14 protein-coding genes and 1 pseudogene are annotated in these 15,872 nt (G+C 69.5%); 11 read left to right on the top strand and 4 right to left on the bottom strand.

Annotated features, from left to right (window positions below; translation table 11 throughout):
- Positions 1-354 precede the first annotated feature (354 nt).
- From O1Q03_RS30610 to O1Q03_RS30595, 4 genes are all read left to right on the top strand, one after another.
- Positions 355-1,065: an MgtC/SapB family protein gene (locus O1Q03_RS30610; RefSeq protein ID WP_269507913.1), complete on the top strand. Its 711-nt coding sequence runs from the start codon at positions 355-357 to the stop codon at positions 1,063-1,065.
- A gap of 72 nt (positions 1,066-1,137) precedes the next feature.
- On the top strand, positions 1,138-1,566 hold the full coding sequence (locus O1Q03_RS30605; protein WP_269507911.1) for a CBS domain-containing protein: 429 nt from the start codon (positions 1,138-1,140) through the stop codon (positions 1,564-1,566).
- Between the two features lie 32 nt (positions 1,567-1,598).
- Positions 1,599-1,874, top strand: a complete 276-nt coding sequence (locus O1Q03_RS30600) for a DUF2934 domain-containing protein (protein WP_269507987.1) — start codon at positions 1,599-1,601, stop codon at positions 1,872-1,874.
- 171 nt (positions 1,875-2,045) lie between these two features.
- Positions 2,046-4,820: an ATP-dependent Clp protease ATP-binding subunit gene (locus O1Q03_RS30595; protein WP_269507909.1), complete on the top strand. Its 2,775-nt coding sequence runs from the start codon at positions 2,046-2,048 to the stop codon at positions 4,818-4,820.
- A 51-nt stretch (positions 4,821-4,871) separates the two neighbouring features.
- Here O1Q03_RS30595 and O1Q03_RS30590 read toward each other — a convergent pair whose 3' ends face one another.
- Together O1Q03_RS30590 and O1Q03_RS30585 are read right to left on the bottom strand one after the other, a co-directional pair.
- On the bottom strand, positions 4,872-5,012 hold the full coding sequence (locus tag O1Q03_RS30590) for a hypothetical protein (protein ID WP_269507907.1): 141 nt from the start codon (positions 5,010-5,012) through the stop codon (positions 4,872-4,874).
- Positions 5,013-5,088: 76 nt separating this feature from the next.
- Positions 5,089-7,323: a hybrid sensor histidine kinase/response regulator gene (locus O1Q03_RS30585; RefSeq protein WP_269507905.1), complete on the bottom strand. Its 2,235-nt coding sequence runs from the start codon at positions 7,321-7,323 to the stop codon at positions 5,089-5,091.
- Positions 7,324-7,678: 355 nt separating this feature from the next.
- Between O1Q03_RS30585 and O1Q03_RS30580 the strand changes: the two genes are divergently transcribed.
- The 7 genes and pseudogenes from O1Q03_RS30580 (at position 7,679) to O1Q03_RS30550 (ending at position 13,996) form a co-directional block, all read left to right on the top strand.
- On the top strand, positions 7,679-7,948 hold the full coding sequence (locus tag O1Q03_RS30580) for a hypothetical protein (RefSeq protein ID WP_269507903.1): 270 nt from the start codon (positions 7,679-7,681) through the stop codon (positions 7,946-7,948).
- A 40-nt stretch (positions 7,949-7,988) separates the two neighbouring features.
- Positions 7,989-8,363, top strand: a pseudogene (locus tag O1Q03_RS30575) (SDR family oxidoreductase); the annotation flags it as partial.
- A 127-nt stretch (positions 8,364-8,490) separates the two neighbouring features.
- A complete protein-coding gene (locus O1Q03_RS30570) occupies positions 8,491-9,411 on the top strand; it encodes a TauD/TfdA dioxygenase family protein (protein WP_269507901.1) in 921 nt (306 codons plus the stop codon).
- Positions 9,412-9,467: 56 nt separating this feature from the next.
- The gene (locus O1Q03_RS30565) at positions 9,468-10,523 is read left to right on the top strand and encodes an ABC transporter substrate-binding protein (protein ID WP_269507899.1); all 1,056 of its coding nucleotides are present in this window, start codon (positions 9,468-9,470) and stop codon (positions 10,521-10,523) included.
- A gap of 127 nt (positions 10,524-10,650) precedes the next feature.
- On the top strand, positions 10,651-11,598 hold the full coding sequence (locus O1Q03_RS30560; RefSeq protein ID WP_269507897.1) for an ABC transporter ATP-binding protein: 948 nt from the start codon (positions 10,651-10,653) through the stop codon (positions 11,596-11,598).
- Positions 11,595-12,482, top strand: coding sequence for an ABC transporter permease (locus O1Q03_RS30555; protein WP_269507895.1), 888 nt, complete (start codon positions 11,595-11,597; stop codon positions 12,480-12,482). Before O1Q03_RS30560 ends, O1Q03_RS30555 begins: the two co-directional genes overlap by 4 nt.
- 152 nt (positions 12,483-12,634) lie before the next feature.
- Positions 12,635-13,996, top strand: a complete 1,362-nt coding sequence (locus O1Q03_RS30550) for an LLM class flavin-dependent oxidoreductase (protein ID WP_269507893.1) — start codon at positions 12,635-12,637, stop codon at positions 13,994-13,996.
- A 163-nt stretch (positions 13,997-14,159) separates the two neighbouring features.
- On the opposite strand, the gene O1Q03_RS30545 is transcribed toward O1Q03_RS30550, so the two are convergent.
- Both O1Q03_RS30545 and soxC read right to left on the bottom strand, forming a co-directional pair.
- Positions 14,160-14,708 carry a c-type cytochrome gene (locus O1Q03_RS30545; protein ID WP_269507891.1) on the bottom strand — a complete coding sequence of 183 codons (549 nt, stop codon included), beginning with the start codon at positions 14,706-14,708 and terminating at the stop codon, positions 14,160-14,162.
- A partial coding sequence (soxC, locus tag O1Q03_RS30540; RefSeq protein WP_269507889.1) for a sulfite dehydrogenase occupies positions 14,701-15,872 on the bottom strand: 1,172 nt, incomplete at its 5' end. The genes O1Q03_RS30545 and soxC, both read right to left, overlap by 8 nt.

Below are 15,872 nucleotides of genomic sequence, written 5' to 3'. Positions count from 1 at the left end.
ACGATTCAATGACCCGATGTGAGCCGACACGCGGTGCGCGCGCGGGGGTGCGCGTCCGTCGTCGCGGTGCAGAATTCGAACACGTGCGGCGCGCGGTGCGCGCGCACCTTGTCCGGTCCGGGCGAACGACCGGTCAGCGCGCGGGCCGCGCGCCCGGCGATGCCGGAGCGCCCGGATCCCGAGCGACCGAATGCCACTTTCTACAATCCGTTTTGCCGCGCTACACGATGCGCGGCCCGGTGCACCGCCATCGTGCGGCGTACGCGCGAAGCGGGCTCGAACCTTGCGCGGCGCCTGCATCGGTCGCGGTCGTACCGCGTTTCATCACGCATGACGATTCGCATGGAGGCGCGCATGGAGCCGATGCCGCTCGTACTTCAGTGGCCCGAGATGCTCGTCAGGGTTGGCCTCGCGCTGCTCGCCGGCGCGCTGGTCGGCATAGATCGCAGCGAGTCCGGCAAGACGGCCGGGCTGCGCACGACGATCCTCGTGTGTCTGGCTGCGTGCCTGTCGATGCTGCAGGTCAATGCGCTGCTGTTGCAGGCCGGCAAGCCGGAGGGCGGATTTGCGGTGCTCGACCCGATGCGGCTGCCGCTCGGCATCCTGACCGGGATGGGTTTCATCGGCGGCGGTGCGATCCTGCATCGCGACGGGCTGGTGTCGGGCATCACCACGGCCGCGACGCTGTGGTTCGTGACGGTCATCGGGCTGTGCATCGGCGGCGGGCAACTGTCGATCGGCGCGCTCGGGCTGGTGCTCGCGCTGCTGGTCGTCTGGCCGCTGCGGTTCGTCGAGCAGCGCTTGCCGCGCGTCAGGAAGGCGCTGATCACGATCGAATACCCGCTCGGCGCGGCGGCGCGCGACCGGTTGATCGAGAAACTGCGCGACGGGGGGTTCACGTGTCGCACGCGCGGCGTTCGCGACACGATAGCGCATGCGGTGCGCGAGGAAGAGTTACTCGTGAAGTGGCGCGAACCGGCCAATGTCGACGCGATGCTGCATCAATTGATCCGAAATATGGAATCGGCCGACCTGACGGCGGTCCGCTGCTCGACGGAGAACTGACCGTGCACGGCTGCCGGAACGCGCGATGCTTGTGCAGCAGGCCGCCGTGGGCGGTTCACCCAGGAGCGAAACATGACATGTGTATCTGAAGTAATGACACGCGACGCCGCGACGATCGGGCCGACGCAGAGCCTGCGCGACGCGGCGAAGCTGATGAGCGACCTGAACGTCGGCGCGCTGCCGGTGTGCGACGGCACGCGGCTGATCGGGATGTTGACGGACCGCGACATCGTCGTGCGGGCGGTGTCGATGGGCGTGCGGCCGGACGAGCCGGTCGAGGGCGTGGTCAGCGGGCCCGCCAACTGGTGCTACGAGGACGACGACATCGCCGTGGTGCAACGGAAGATGGAAGAAGCGCAGATCCGCCGCGTGCCGGTGGTCGACCGGCAGAAACGGCTCGTCGGCATCGTCTCGCTGGGCGATCTGGCGACGTCGGCCGATGGCGGGATGTCGTCGACGCTCGGCGCGGTGTCGGCGCCGTCGCGCCCGGACCGGTCATGACGCGTTCCTTCGGATACGCACAGGAGAGTGAGATGAACCAGGACAGGGAAACGCAGATCCGGGAGCGCGCGTACCGGCTGTGGCAGGCGGACGGCAGCCCGGAGGGCCGCGCCGACGAGTACTGGCAGCGGGCCGAACAGCAGATCGACGCGGAAGGCGCCGGTATCAATGGCGATGCCGAGGCCGAGCCCGCGGCGGATCGGCCGATCGAACAGTCGTCGAAGCGCCGCATCCCGGGCGAGTCGCTCGAGGACACCGACGCGCTGCCGCCGGACGAGCTCGCGCACGAAAAGCGGCGCACGCGCTGAACCGCTTGCGGCGAACGGCGAAGGGCGAACGGCCGGTGTGTCGGGCCGAAATGCCGTGTCGGCACACGCGATACAGCACCGCAGCGTCGAGCATCGCGATGCCGCGCACACCGGAGCAGGAACGCGCACTGCGGCGAACGGCGTTCCTGTCACTCGCAAACCGACACGATCATGGCAAGACTGGCCTGTGAAATCTGCGGCGTGCGCCCGGCGACGATCCGGCTCGAAATGCTGCAGAACGGGCGCCGCCGCGCGCTCGACGTATGCGACTACCACTACGCGCAACTGACCCGGCATCAGCGCGCGTTTTCCCCGCTCGAATCGCTGTTCGGGCTCGGCGCGGTGCGCGGCGACGCACCGCCGGCGGGCGGCGTCCCGTGGCCCGACGCGTCGGCCGTCGAGAGCGCGGAGCACGCGGGGATCGTGCAGTTCTTCAGCGATCTCGCGCGCGAATTGCTGCAGCGCTCGGCCGAACGCGCGGCGCGCGCGGGCCGCCGCGAAGTCGACACCGAGCATCTGCTCCATGAACTGGCCGACAATCCGACCGTTGCGGAACTGCTCGCGGGCTTCGGCGTCGACGCGGCCGAGCTGCGCCGCCGGATCGACGCGCACACGCCGCACGCCGACGGTACGGCGGCTTACGCGGCGCACGACATCTCCGTGTCGCCGCGGCTCAAGGGCGCACTCGAACGGGCGTTCATCGCGTCGCGCCAGCTCGGCCACCGCTACGTCGGCCCCGAGCATCTGCTGATCGGGCTCGCCGAGGTGCCGGACAGTTTCGCCGGCCAGTTGCTGCTGAGCGGCGGCATCGACCCGGACGCGTTGCGCCGGCGCACGATCGCCGCGGTGGGCGCGCGGCCTCGGCCGGACGGCGCGGCACAGCCGTCGCGCACGCCGCAACTCGACCGCTACAGCCGCGACCTGACGGCGCTCGCGCGCGAAGGCCGGCTCGATCCGGTGATCGGCCGCGCCGGCGAGATCGAAACGATGGTCGAGGTGCTCGCGCGGCGCCGCAAGAACAATCCGGTGCTGATCGGCGAGCCGGGCGTCGGCAAGACGGCGGTCGTCGAAGGGCTCGCGCAACGGATCGTCAGCGGCGACGTACCCGAATCGTTGCGCACGAAACGACTCGTCGAATTCAACGTGAACGCGGTCGTCGCGGGCGCGAAGTATCGCGGCGAATTCGAGGAGCGCACCAAGCAGCTCGTCGACGAAATCACGGCCAACCGCGATTCGGTCGTGCTGTTCGTCGACGAGATCCATACGATCGTCGGCGCGGGCCAAGGCGGCGGCGAGGGCGGTCTCGACATCGCGAACGTGTTCAAGCCGGCGATGGCGCGCGGCGAGCTGAACCTGATCGGCGCGACGACGCTCGCCGAATACCAGAAGTACATCGAGAAGGACGCGGCGCTCGAGCGGCGCTTCCAGCCGGTGTTCGTCGCCGAGCCGAGCGTCGCGCAGAGCATCAACATCCTGCGCGGGCTGCGCGACGGTCTCGAGGCGCATCATCGCGTGACCATCGCCGACGACGCGATCGTCGCCGCCGCCGAGCTGTCGGACCGCTACGTGACGGGCCGCTTCCTGCCCGACAAGGCGATCGACCTGATCGACCAGGCGGCCGCGCGCGTGAACCTGCAGTCGACGTCGCGGCCGTCCGGGATCCTCGAACTCGAAGCGGAACTCGCGCAACTGCGTCGCGAACAGGACTACGCGGCGTCGCGCCGGCAGTTCGATCGCGCGCATGCGCTCGGCGAGGAAATCACGGGCAAGGAGCGCGCGCTGCGCGAAACCACCGACGCGTGGAAGCAGCGGATCGGCAGCAGCACGTCGCTCGTCGATGCGTCGATCGTCGCCGAGATCGTCGCGAAGCTGACCGGCATCCCGGTCGCGCAACTGACCGCCGAGGAGAAGGCGCGCCTGCTGAACATGGAGGCGCAATTGCGCGAGCGCGTGATCGGGCAGGACGAAGCGGTGACGGCGGTCAGCAACGCGGTGCGCCGGGCGCGTGCCGGGCTGCAGGCGCGCCGCCGGCCGACCGCCGTGTTCCTGTTCCTCGGGCCGACCGGCGTCGGCAAGACCGAACTCGCGAAGGCGCTGGCCGAAGTCGTGTTCGGCGACGAGGAAGCGATCCTGCGCATCGACATGAGCGAATACATGGAGCGGCACGCGGTCGCGCGGTTGATCGGCTCGCCGCCGGGCTACGTCGGCTACGAGGAAGGCGGCCAGCTCACCGAGCGCGTGCGGCGTCGCCCGTACAGCGTCGTGTTGTTCGACGAGATCGAGAAGGCGCACCCGGACGTGTACAACGTGCTGCTGCAGGTGTTCGACGACGGCCGCCTGACCGACGGCAAGGGCCGCGTGGTGGACTTCAGCAACACGCTGATCATCGCGACGAGCAATCTCGCGGCCGACGTGATCGCCGGCCAGACGCGCGCGGCGCCAGGCTTCACGTCCAGCACCGCGAGCGCGACGGTCGAGGCCGGCGTGATGAACGTGCTGCGCGAGCACTTCAGGCCGGAATTCCTGAACCGGATCGACGACATCATCCTGTTCAAGGCGCTCGGCCGCGACGAGACCGCGCGCATCGTGCGGCTGCAGCTCGACGCGGTGCGGCGCCTGGCCGGCAGCCAGGACGTCGAGCTGGAGTTCGACGAATCGGTGATCGAGCATCTCGCGCGCGAAGGCTATCGGCCCGAGTTCGGCGCGCGCGAATTGCGGCGGCAGATCCGTCAGTCGATCGAGAACGAACTCGCGAAGGCGATGCTCGATGGCAAGGTCGCGGAGGGAATGCGCGTGCTGTGCCGTTTCGATCCGGTCGAGCGGTGTGTGCAATTCGAGCCGCAGATGCCTGCGCTGGCTTCACCTTCGCCGAGTGCTGCGTCGGATCGCGGAGGCGGCGCAGGCGTAGTCGAGACCGGTCGGGCGGCGAATTCGACAGGCGCGTGAGCGAAGCGCGCGGTCATCGCAACGATGATGACCGCGGCGCGCATGACGCGGCTAACCGTCCTCGCCCACTTCCGTCGGGTCCGGCAGATCGGGCAGGTGCTCGCGCTGCGGCGGCGCCGGGAGGTCCGGCGTGTCCGGCTGGTCGGCCGCGTCTTCGTCCGGTGTCGGATTGGTCGTGTTCGTCGGGCTCATGAGCGTGCTCCTCGGTGTCGAAAGGGCGCCGGCACGCGGCCGGCATGCCGTACCCCGAGCATCGCGCGTGCCGCGTTCAGCTTCCGGTTTCGACACCGGCGCTGCCCGCCGCGTCGCTATTCCCGCTTTTCGTCGCCGCTGCGCTCATCGCGAGTTGCAGCGCGGCCGGATCGACCGGCTTCACGAAATGCTGCATGAAGCCGTGCGCGAGACAGCGTTCGCGGTCCACGCTGCGGCCGTATCCGGTCAGCGCGAGGAACAGGCACGGCGTCACGTCCTGGATCGCCTTCAGCCGCCGCAGCAGCTCGTACCCGTCCATCACCGGCAGCCCGATATCGAGGATCGCGACGTCGGGCCGGTACGCGCGATACGCGGCCAGCGCGGTGACCGGATCGTGCACGACCGCGACGTCGTGACCGGCATCGCGCAGCCACTGCGCGAGGGTCGACGCCGCGTCCTCGTTGTCGTCGACCAGCATCACGCGCCGGCGCATCGTGCCGGGCGCCATCGCCGGGATGGCGAGCGGCGCAGGCGGCGCGGCTGCTACGACGGCCTTCGGCCGATACGCGGGCAGCACGATCGTAAACGTGCTGCCGCAGCCGGGGCCCGCGCTGTCGGCGCGCACGGTGCCGCCGTGCAGGTCGACGAGGCTTTTCACAAGCGCGAGACCGATGCCGAGCCCGCCCTGCACCTGTTTCGTTTCGCCGTCCAGCCGGTAGAACGGATCGAAGATGCTGTCGAGCCGATCGCGCGGAATGCCGGCGCCGTTGTCGCGCACTTCGACCATCACCGCGCCGTCTTCGCCGCACGTGACGCTGAGCGCGATGTCGCCGCCCGGCGCCGTGTATTTCGCCGCGTTGGTCAGCAGGTTCGCGATGACCTGCGACAGCCGGACCGGGTCGCCGTGGCAGCGGGCGTCCGGGTGGGCGTCGACATGCAGCCGGTGACGGCGCTGCTCGAGCAACGGGCTCGCGACTTCGACCGCGCGATCGATGATGTCCGCGAGCCGGACGGTTTCCTTCTTCAGTTCGATCTTGCCGCGCGTGATGCGCGACACGTCGAGCAGGTCGTCGATCAGCCGGACCATGTGATCGAGCTGCCGCTGGATGATCGCGATCTCGTTCGGGGTCGCCTGGCCGTCGCGATTGCGGATCAGCTCGAGCGCGAGCGAGATCGGCGTGAGCGGATTGCGCAGCTCGTGGCCGAGTACCGCGAGAAACTGATCCTTCGCGTGGTTCGCGTCGCGCAATTCGCCGAGCAGCCGGTCGCGTTCGGCGTTCGCGGCGACGAATTTCTCGCGCGCGGCCACGTGGTCGGTCACCTCGATCGCGCTGACGATCACGCCGAGCCCGTCGGCGAGCGGCTGCGGATTGAAATGCAGCCGGTACACGCGGGCGCTGTCCGGCGGCGCCCGGTCGCGGTGCTCGCCGATGGTCGTCGAGCGACCCTGCCCGCGCGCCGCGTCGAGCGCGCGCGCGATCGCGGGCGCATCGCCGCCGGGCAGCACCGACGTCAGCGGCTGGTCGACGATGTCGGTGCGTCCGCACAGCGCGGAAAAGCGATGATTCGCGAGCACGATCCGGTGCGCGGGGCCCGACAGCAGCGCGATCGGCAACGGCGCGTGCATCAGTACGCCGTTGCGTTGCTGCTCGGCATCCTCGCGACGGCGAATCTCTTCACTGAGCGCGCGCGCGCGTTGCTGCGACAGCGCGAGCGTGAGGTGCAGCTCGTGTGCGTCGTTGCGCAGTGCCTCGAGCGGCAGGATGCGGCCGTGCAGCGCACAGACGTGGCGAAACATCTCCGACTGCTCGGCCCGCGGAAACGCATCGTGCGGGTAACCGCAGTAAAGCGAGAAATGGTGCTGTTCGATCAATTCGTTCCAGAGCGCTTCGAGCCGCAGCGCGCCGGCGTGCTGGTCCTGCGCGCACAGCAGCGCGACCATTTCATCGAACGCATGCACGGGCCGGCCGGCCCGGACCGCCGCCTCGACGATCGTGCCGATCGAGCGGCGAAAGCGCATGGGGTCGGGCAGGTCGCCGTCCATGAAGCTGTCGAGCAGCGCCTGCGCGCTCGACATGAAGATGCGCTCGCGGGCGTCGCCGCCGGCCGACGCCGCCACCGCGGCCAGACGCTCGTGCAGCGCGGCGAGGCGATCCCCGCGCGCGATCACGATCGCGCTGCCGCCATCCCGCAGCGCCGCGCCGACATAGCGTGCGACTTCCGGTACGAGCTGTTCGTCGGACTCGTAGAACTGCACGAAGTGATCGGCCCGCAGCGGCGCCGACCCCGAGGGAGGAGAGGCTGTCTTCATATCTCACGGTTACGTGATGCCGCCGGCGACCGTCCATCCGACGCGGTGACGCTATCCCGCGAGCGGTAGCAAACTGCGTGCCGCGCCCGCGTCCGGCCGCAACGGCCTGCCATGCGGCGTTGCCGCAGGCCCGCGCGGCACGGGCAGTGGCACCGGCGTCCGCGCCGTGGTGCGGCGCGGTTGTAAATTGTGCAGCGTATTGGTCGATTGGTTCGCTTCCCCCCGCCGGCGCTCCCGGCCGATGACGGCATGTCGCTTGCTGAAACCGCCGCAGGACGCCGCACCGTGCCGACGCGCGATGCCGGTGCACCTCCTTCGGGAGATCGGTAAACGGAGAGAAGCATGACGCAAACCCGTGGACAGAAGGCCACGCCGCCGCCGCGACGGGGCCCATGAACAGGCCCCGGAACAGGCCCATGACCCCGCCGCACCGCCGGGCCGAACCGCCACGACGCCGGGCCACGCGCCGGGCGGCGGCGAACTCGATGCGATTCCGGACAGCGACGCGCGCAAGGTCGTGCCGGACGATCCGCGCGAGACCGAAGCGCGCGACCCGACCGGCAAGCCGTGGCCGGAGCGGCACGACGCGCCGGACGATTCGGGTAACCGGCCGCGGCCGCTGTAGCCGCGCGCATCGTCCCGTCACCTGTGTACTGGAGTTCACCATGTCCTCAGACGAAGTATCCGAATCGCGCCGCAGGTGGGTGCAAGGCACGACGGCCGGCCTTGTCGCGAGCGTGGCCATCCCGGCCGTCGCGCAGGGCGGCGGCGCGCCCGACCCCGGCGACACGGCGCCGCGCGATCCGCGCCCGCTGTATCCGCACGCGCCGTTTCCCGAACAGCACCAGCCGTGGCCGGGCCTGGCCGGGCGCATGACGCCGCGTCCCGATCACGGCGAGCAAAGCTACCGCGGCAGCGGCCGGCTCGACGGCCGCAAGGCGCTCATCACCGGCGGCGACTCGGGCATCGGCCGCGCCGCTGCGATCGCCTTCGCGCGGGAAGGCGCGGACGTCGCGATCGCGTATCTGCCCGCCGAAGAACGGCCGCGGCTGCCGCCCGAGCAGCGATCTTTATCGCTACAGCAGATAAACGTATCGAAATCGCTTCGTTGACGCAGTCCGGCACGCGCTCGTAGATTCGGCTTTTTACCGAAACAAGGGCTGCACCGTGACGACTCCCGCCATCCGCGACACCGAATGGACGTTCGCCGGCCAACGGCCCGTGTCGGCGCCCGCGCAGCAGTTCGACATCGTTGCGTTCGACGCGCCGCTGGGCGCCGAAGTCGTCGGCATCGACCTGTCGCAACCGCTCGACGCGGCCGATTTCGCGCGCATCCATCGCGCGCATCTCGATCATCACGTGCTGGTGTTTCGCGACCAGCGCATCACGCCGGCCGAGCACATTGCGTTCAGCCGCCGCTTCGGGCCGCTGCAGACCCACGTGCTGCATCAGTTCGCGCTGCCCGCGCATCCGGAAGTGCTGATCGTGTCGAACATCGTCGAGAACGGCAAGCCGATCGGGCTCGGCGACGCCGGCCATTTCTGGCACTCCGACCTGTCGTACAAGGAAAAGCCGAGCCTCGGCTCGCTGCTGCACGCGCAGGAACTGCCGGCCGAGGGCGGCGACACGTTGTTCGCGAACATGCATCTCGCGTGGGACACGTTGCCCGCGCATCTGCGCCGCGCGGTCGAAGGGCGGCGCGCCGAGCACACGTATCTCGCCCGTTATGCGGAGCTGCAGGCGCGCAGCCCGTGGCGGCCGAACCTGTCGCCCGAGCAGATCGCGCAGGTCGAGGCGGTCGTGCATCCGGTCGTGCGCACGCATCCGGAAACGGGCCGTCGCGCGCTGTTCGTCAGCGAGCATTTCACGACGCGCATCGTCGACCTGCCCGAAGACGAAAGCCGCGCGCTGCTCGACGAACTGTTCGCGCACAGCGTGCGTGCCGAGCACCTGTATCGGCATCGGTGGCGCGATCACGACCTGGTGTTCTGGGACAACCGCTCGCTGATGCATCTCGCGGCCGGCACGCCCGACCATCTGCGCCGCAAGCTGTACCGCACGACGATCGAAGGCGACGCGCCGTTCTGAGTCGCGCGCCGCTTCGTGCCGCCGCCCCCCTTTCTCACTGGATCACTGGAGTTCCGATGTCGTTTTCGCTTTCGCCGGCGTTTCGCCGCACGACCCTGTCCGCGCGCCGCGCGTTGGCCGCCACGCTCACCGCCGCGCTCGCATTCGCGGGCGTCGGCGTGCCGCAAGCCGCGCATGCGGAAGGCCGCATCCGCATCGCCGAGCAGTTCGGCGTCGTCTACCTGATGCTGAACGTTGCGCGCGACCAGCAACTGATCGAGAAGGAAGGGCGCAAGGCCGGCATCGACATCAAGGTCGACTGGGTGCGGCTGTCGGGCGGCGCGGCCGTCAACGACGCGCTGCTGTCCGGCGCGGTCGATGTCGCGGGCGCGGGCGTCGGGCCGCTGCTGACCGTGTGGGATCGCACGCGCGGCCGGCAGAACGTGAAGGGCGTCGCATCGCTGGGCAATTTTCCGTACTACCTCGTCAGCAACAATCCGAACGTGAAGACGATCGCCGACCTGAGCGCGAAGGACCGGATCGCGGTGCCGGCCGTCGGCGTGTCGGTGCAGTCGCGCGTGCTGCAGTACGCGGCCGCGAAGCAGTGGGGCGACAAGCAGTTCGACAAGCTCGATGCGCTGACGCAGGCGATTCCGCATCCCGACGCGACGGCCGCGATTCTCGCGAACAGCAACGTGATCACCGGCCACTTCGGCAATCCGCCGTTCCAGGAACAGGAGCTCGCGGGCAATCCGGGCGCGCATATCGTGCTGAGTTCGTACGACGTGCTCGGCGGGCCGAGCTCCGCGACGGTGCTGTACGCCACGCAGAAATTCCGCGACGACAACCCGAAGACTTACCACGCATTCGTCGCCGCGCTCGCCGACGCGGCGCGCCAGATCGCGGCCGATCCCGAGCGCGCGGCCGATACGTATATCCGCGTGAACGGCTCGAAGATCGATCGCGCGTTGCTGCTGAAGATCCTGCGCAATCCGCAGGTGGCGTTCAAGACTGCGCCGCAGAACACGCTGCGGCTCGCGCAGTTCATGTATCGCACCGGTGCGATCCGCAACGAGCCGAAATCGTGGCGCGACTACTTCTTCGACGATCCGGCGACGGCCGGCGGCAGTTGAGCGCCGGCGCCGCTGCGGCATCGCGATCGACGCTTATGCGTCGATCCGGTTTCGATATGCGCAATCGTTGGTTGGGGCGTGCCGCACATGGCCGCATGCTGATGTTTTCTTCGCAAGAGTCTCGATCGTGAACGCCACTTCCCCCCGAATCGGGTTGCCGCCGTATGCGTCGCGCGGCACCGCCGCGCCGGCCGCGCGTGCGGCATCCGACGCCCGTACCGCGACCCGGCCCGACACGCAGGCGGCATTGGACGCATCGGCCGATGCGCGCAGCGAGCGCCTGCTGGCCATCGACCGCGTGAACCTCGAATACCGGAGCGGCGCGCGGATCGTGCGGGCCACGCATCAGGTGAGCTTCGACGTGTACGGCAGCGACCGCTTCGTGCTGCTCGGCCCGTCGGGCTGCGGCAAGTCCACGTTGCTCAAGGCGATCGCCGGCTTCATCGAGCCCGTGTCGGGTTCGATCACGCTCGACGGCCGCCCCGTGCACGGACCGGGCCCCGACCGCATCGTCGTGTTCCAGGAGTTCGACCAGTTGCCGCCGTGGAAGACGGTCGCCGAGAACGTCGCGTTTCCGTTGCGGGCGGCCGCGAAGCTGTCGCGTGCCGAAGCACGCGAGCGCGCGCTGCACTATCTCGACAAGGTCGGACTCGCCGCGTTCGCCGACGCGTATCCGCATACGCTGTCCGGCGGGATGAAGCAGCGCGTCGCGATCGCGCGCGCGCTCGCGATGCAGCCGCGCGTGCTGTTGATGGACGAACCGTTCGCCGCGCTCGACGCGCTCACGCGCCGCAAGATGCAGGAAGAGCTGCTGCGCTTGTGGGACGAGTTCCGCTTCACGCTGCTGTTCGTCACGCATTCGATCGAGGAAGCGCTCGTCGTCGGCAACCGGATCCTGCTGCTGTCGCCGCATCCGGGCCGCGTGCGCGCGGAACTCAACAGCCACGAGCATTCGCTCGAGAACGTCGGCACCGGCGACTTCCGCGACAGCGTCGCACGCATCCATCATTTGCTGTTCGATACCGACGCGCCCGGCGTCGCGAGCGCGCCGAACCCGGAGGACGTCGCATCATGAGCACGATCGATCCGGTCCTGCCGCCGCTGCCGCCCGTTCGCGCGGAATACGAGCGCACGCTCGACACGCCGCCCGACGCCGAACGCGCGGCGCCCGCGCCACTGTTGCGCCGCATCGCCGATGCCGGCTGGTTTCGCCGCGGCGTCATCGCGCTCGTGCTGATCGCCGCGTGGGAGATCGTCGCGCGCATCGTCGCGAACGATCTGCTCGTGCCGACCTTCGGCGCGACGCTCGCGGCGTTCGTGCAAGGCATCGAGTCGGGCGAACTGCTCGTGAAGACGGGCATCTCGATGTCGGTGCTGCTGCGCGGCTACGCGCTCGGCGTGTTGTTCGCGTTCGTGCTGACGTCGGTCGCGGTGTCGACACGCATCGGCCGCGACGTGCTGACGATGCTCACGTCGATGTTCAATCCGTTGCCGTCGATCGCGTTGCTGCCGATCGCGCTGCTGTGGTTCGGGCTCGGCACCGGCAGCCTGCTGTTCGTGCTCGTGCATGCGGTGTTGTGGCCGCTCGCGCTCAGCATGTACACCGGTTTCGCCGGCGTGCCGGCCACGCTGAAGATGGCCGGGCGCAACTACGGGCTCACCGGCCTGCGGCAGATCGCGCTGATCCTCGTGCCGGCCGCGCTGCCGTCGATCCTGTCGGGGCTGCGGGTCGGCTGGGCCTTCGCGTGGCGCACGCTGATCGCGGCGGAACTCGTGTTCGGCGCGAGCGCGGGGCAGGGCGGCCTCGGCTGGTACATCTTCCAGAACCGCAACGAGCTGTATACCGATCGCGTGTTCGCGGGGCTCGCGGCCGTCATCGTGATCGGCCTGCTCGTCGAGCACCTCGTGTTCGATACGCTCGAGCGCGTGACGGTGCGCCGCTGGGGCATCCAGCACTGACATTCCCGGCGCGCGCATAACCAAAGCTGAAATCGGTTTTTCACGCGCGCCGCAGGCGTCCCTATACTTTGCGGTGCCGTTTGCGACGCGCGTGATCGACGGATCGTGGCGCCCCGGCTGCACGCGCAGCCTTCTTTCCGGGAATTTTCCTGATGACGACCCGCACTGGCCAGCTGCACCTCGGCGCCTTTCTGTATCCCACCGGCCATCACATCGCCGCGTGGCGCCATCCCGGCTCGCAGGCGGATGCCGGCGTCGACTTTCGCCACTACGCGCGGCTCGCGCAGGCGGCCGAGGCCGCGAAGTTCGATCTCGTGTTCCTCGCGGACGGCGTCGGCACGCGCGGCGACGATGTCGAATTCCTGAGCCGGACCGCGCACAGCTACGTCGCGCAGTTCGAGCCGTTGACGCTGCTGTCGGCGCTCGCGGCCGTCACCGAACGCATCGGGCTGGTCGGCACCGCGTCGACGAGCTTCAACGAGCCGTTCCACATCGCGCGCAAGTTCGCGTCGCTCGATCACATCAGCGGCGGCCGCGCCGGGTGGAACCTCGTCACGTCGTCGAGCGCGCACGAAGCGCGCAACTTCAATCGCGACGCGCATTTCGATCACGGCGAACGCTATGCGCGCGCCGAGGAATTCGCGGACGTCGTGCGCGGGCTGTGGGATAGCTGGGACGACGACGCATTCGTGCGCGATCGCGCGGCCGGACGCTTCTTCGAGCCCGGCAAGCGCCACGTGCTCGATCATCGCGGCCGCTTTTTCCAGGTGCGCGGGCCGCTGAACGTCGCGCGCTCGCCGCAGGGGCATCCGGTCGTCGTGCAGGCCGGTTCGTCGCCGGCCGGCACGCGGCTCGCCGCGCGCACGGCCGAGGTGATCTTCACCGCGCAGCAGACGCTCGACGATGCGATCGCGTTCTATGCGGACGTGAAGGGGCAACTCGCCGCATTCGGCCGCGACCCCGACACGCTGAAGATCATGCCCGGCGTATTTCCGGTGGTCGGCCGCACCGAGCGCGAAGCGAAGGAGAAATTCGACGCGCTGCAGGCGCTGATCGACCCGAAGGTCGGGCTTGCGCTCGTGTCGGGGCTGACCGGCGGCGTCGACCTTTCCGCGTATCCGCTCGACGGCCCGATTCCGCCGCTGCCGGAAACGAACGCGAGCAAGAGCCGGCAGACGCTGACGCTCGAACTCGCGCGGCGCGAGAACCTGACGATCCGCGAGCTGTATCTGCGCATCGCCGGCGCGCGCGGGCACTGGCAGCTCGTCGGCGCGCCGGAGCAGATCGTCGACGCGCTCGAGGAGCGCTTCGTGCGGTACGGCGCGGACGGCTACAACGTGATGGCGCCGACCCTGCCGGGCGGCCTCGACGACTTCATCGAACTCGTGCTGCCCGAACTGCGCCGCCGTGGGTTGTTTCGCAGCGACTATGCGGGCCAGACGCTGCGCCAACATCTGGGGTTGCAGCGGCCGGAGCGGCGCGAATTCGCCGCGCTTCGCGCGTCTGCCGCTTGAATTCGAAGGCGCAGCGCCCGTCCGTCGAACGGTGGCGGGACGGGCGGTGGCCCCGCGCGGGTTGCTCAGGATGGACGTTGGCCACTTGACCAGAACCTCGTGCGCACCATCCCTGGCTTCGCGGAAGAGCGCTTTTTCTCCCGCTTGCCCGCAAACACTCGCGTCACAGCCTGTCCGGCCGGGGATCGGCCACGAAACCATCGCGATTCGGCATCTTCACGCGCGGCAGCGTGCGCGCATCGAGCGTCGCGTCGTCGGGCACGATGCCGTTCAGGTGCAGCACGTATGCGGTGACCGCATAGACATCGTCCGCGCTCAGCGATTGCGGCGCGTTGTACGGCATCGCGCGACGGATGTAATCGAACAGCGTCGTCGCATACGGCCAGTAGCTGCCGACCGTCTTTTTCGGTTTCTCGTCGGTGAGCGAGCCGATCCCGCCGACGAGCGGGTCGCCGACGCCACCCTGGCCGGCGGCGCCGTGACACATCGCGCATTTGTCCGCGAACACGTGCGCGCCGCGCGCGACCGAGCCCGCACCGCGCGGCAAGCCGCTGCCGTCGGGCGCGACGTCGATGTCCCATGCGGCGATCGTCGCGCGATCGACCGGCTGACCGAGACCGAAGCCCGCGCCGAACGCGGGTACGGCGAGCGCGCAGCTCAGCGCTGACGCCACCGCGAACGATGCGATCAGACGCACACTCGGCTTATGCATTGCGCACCTCGCCGTCCGAGCCGACGCGCCAGTTCTGGATGCCGTTGTAGTGGTATTGCGAGTTCACGCCGCGCGCGGCGACGAGCGCGGCGCGGGTCGGCTGCACGTAGCCCGTGTCGTCGGTCGCGCGGCTTTGCAGGTCGGCCGGCTCGCCGTTCCAGACCCAGTCGGCCTCGAAGCGCGTCAGCGCGCGATCGCGCACGTCGCCGGCGAGCCGTGCGGCGCGCCAGGTGCGGCCGCCGTCGGTCGATACGTCGACCGCGCGAATCCGGCCGCGCCCCGACCACGCATAGCCGCCGATCGGGTAATAGCCGTGCGACGCGAGCCGGTGGCCGGCCGACGGCCGCGTGATGACCGACTTCGCGTCCATCTCGAACACGAACTGGCGCGCGCAGCCGTTCGGCAGCAGGCTCGTGTATTTCGACGTTTCCTCGCGCGTCATCTCCGCCGCGCTGACCAGCTTCAGCCGCCGCAGCCACTTGACGTTCGTGTTGCCTTCGAAGCCCGGCACGATCAGCCGTACCGGATAGCCGTTCTCGGGCCGCAGCCGCTCGCCGTTCTGCGCATGGACGACCAGCGCACGGTCGAGAATCCGGTCGAGCGGCAGGCTGCGCGTCATCGCCGCGCCGTCCGCGCCTTCCGCGAGCAGCCAGTGCGCGGCCGGGTCGATGCCCGTCTCGTCGAGCAGCGTCGACAGCCGCACGCCCGTCCATTCGCAGCACGACAGCAGCCCGTGCGTGAACTGAACGGGCAGCCCGCTCGGGCCGTTCCATTCGCTGCCGGTGTTGCCCGAGCATTCGAGAAAGTGGATCCGTGATTCGGACGGAAAACGCAGCAGGTCGTCGAGCGTGAAGATGCGCGGCTCGCGCACCAGGCCGTGCACGACGACGCGATGCTGTTGTGCGTCGATATCCGGCACGCCCGCATGATGGCGCTCGTAGACGAGGCCGTTCGGCGTGATGTCGCCGAACAGGTCGGCGAGCGGCGTCATCGACGAGCCGGAGCCGGGCAGCGCCGGCGTGCGGGCGCTGCGACGGATCACGTCGCGCTCGTGCGCGCCGGGCAGGCCATACGGCGGCGACAGCAGCGGCGTGCCGGGCGTGCGCGTCCACGGCGGCACTTCGAGCGGCGCGAGCGGCTGGCTCGCGACTGCGCCACCGGCCG

Source organism: Burkholderia sp. IMCC1007 (assembly GCF_027257875.1).
Classification (GTDB): Bacteria; Pseudomonadota; Gammaproteobacteria; order Burkholderiales; family Burkholderiaceae; genus Burkholderia.
The sequence above is the reverse complement of the archived record's forward strand: the minus strand, read 5'-3'. Positions and strand labels throughout refer to the sequence as shown.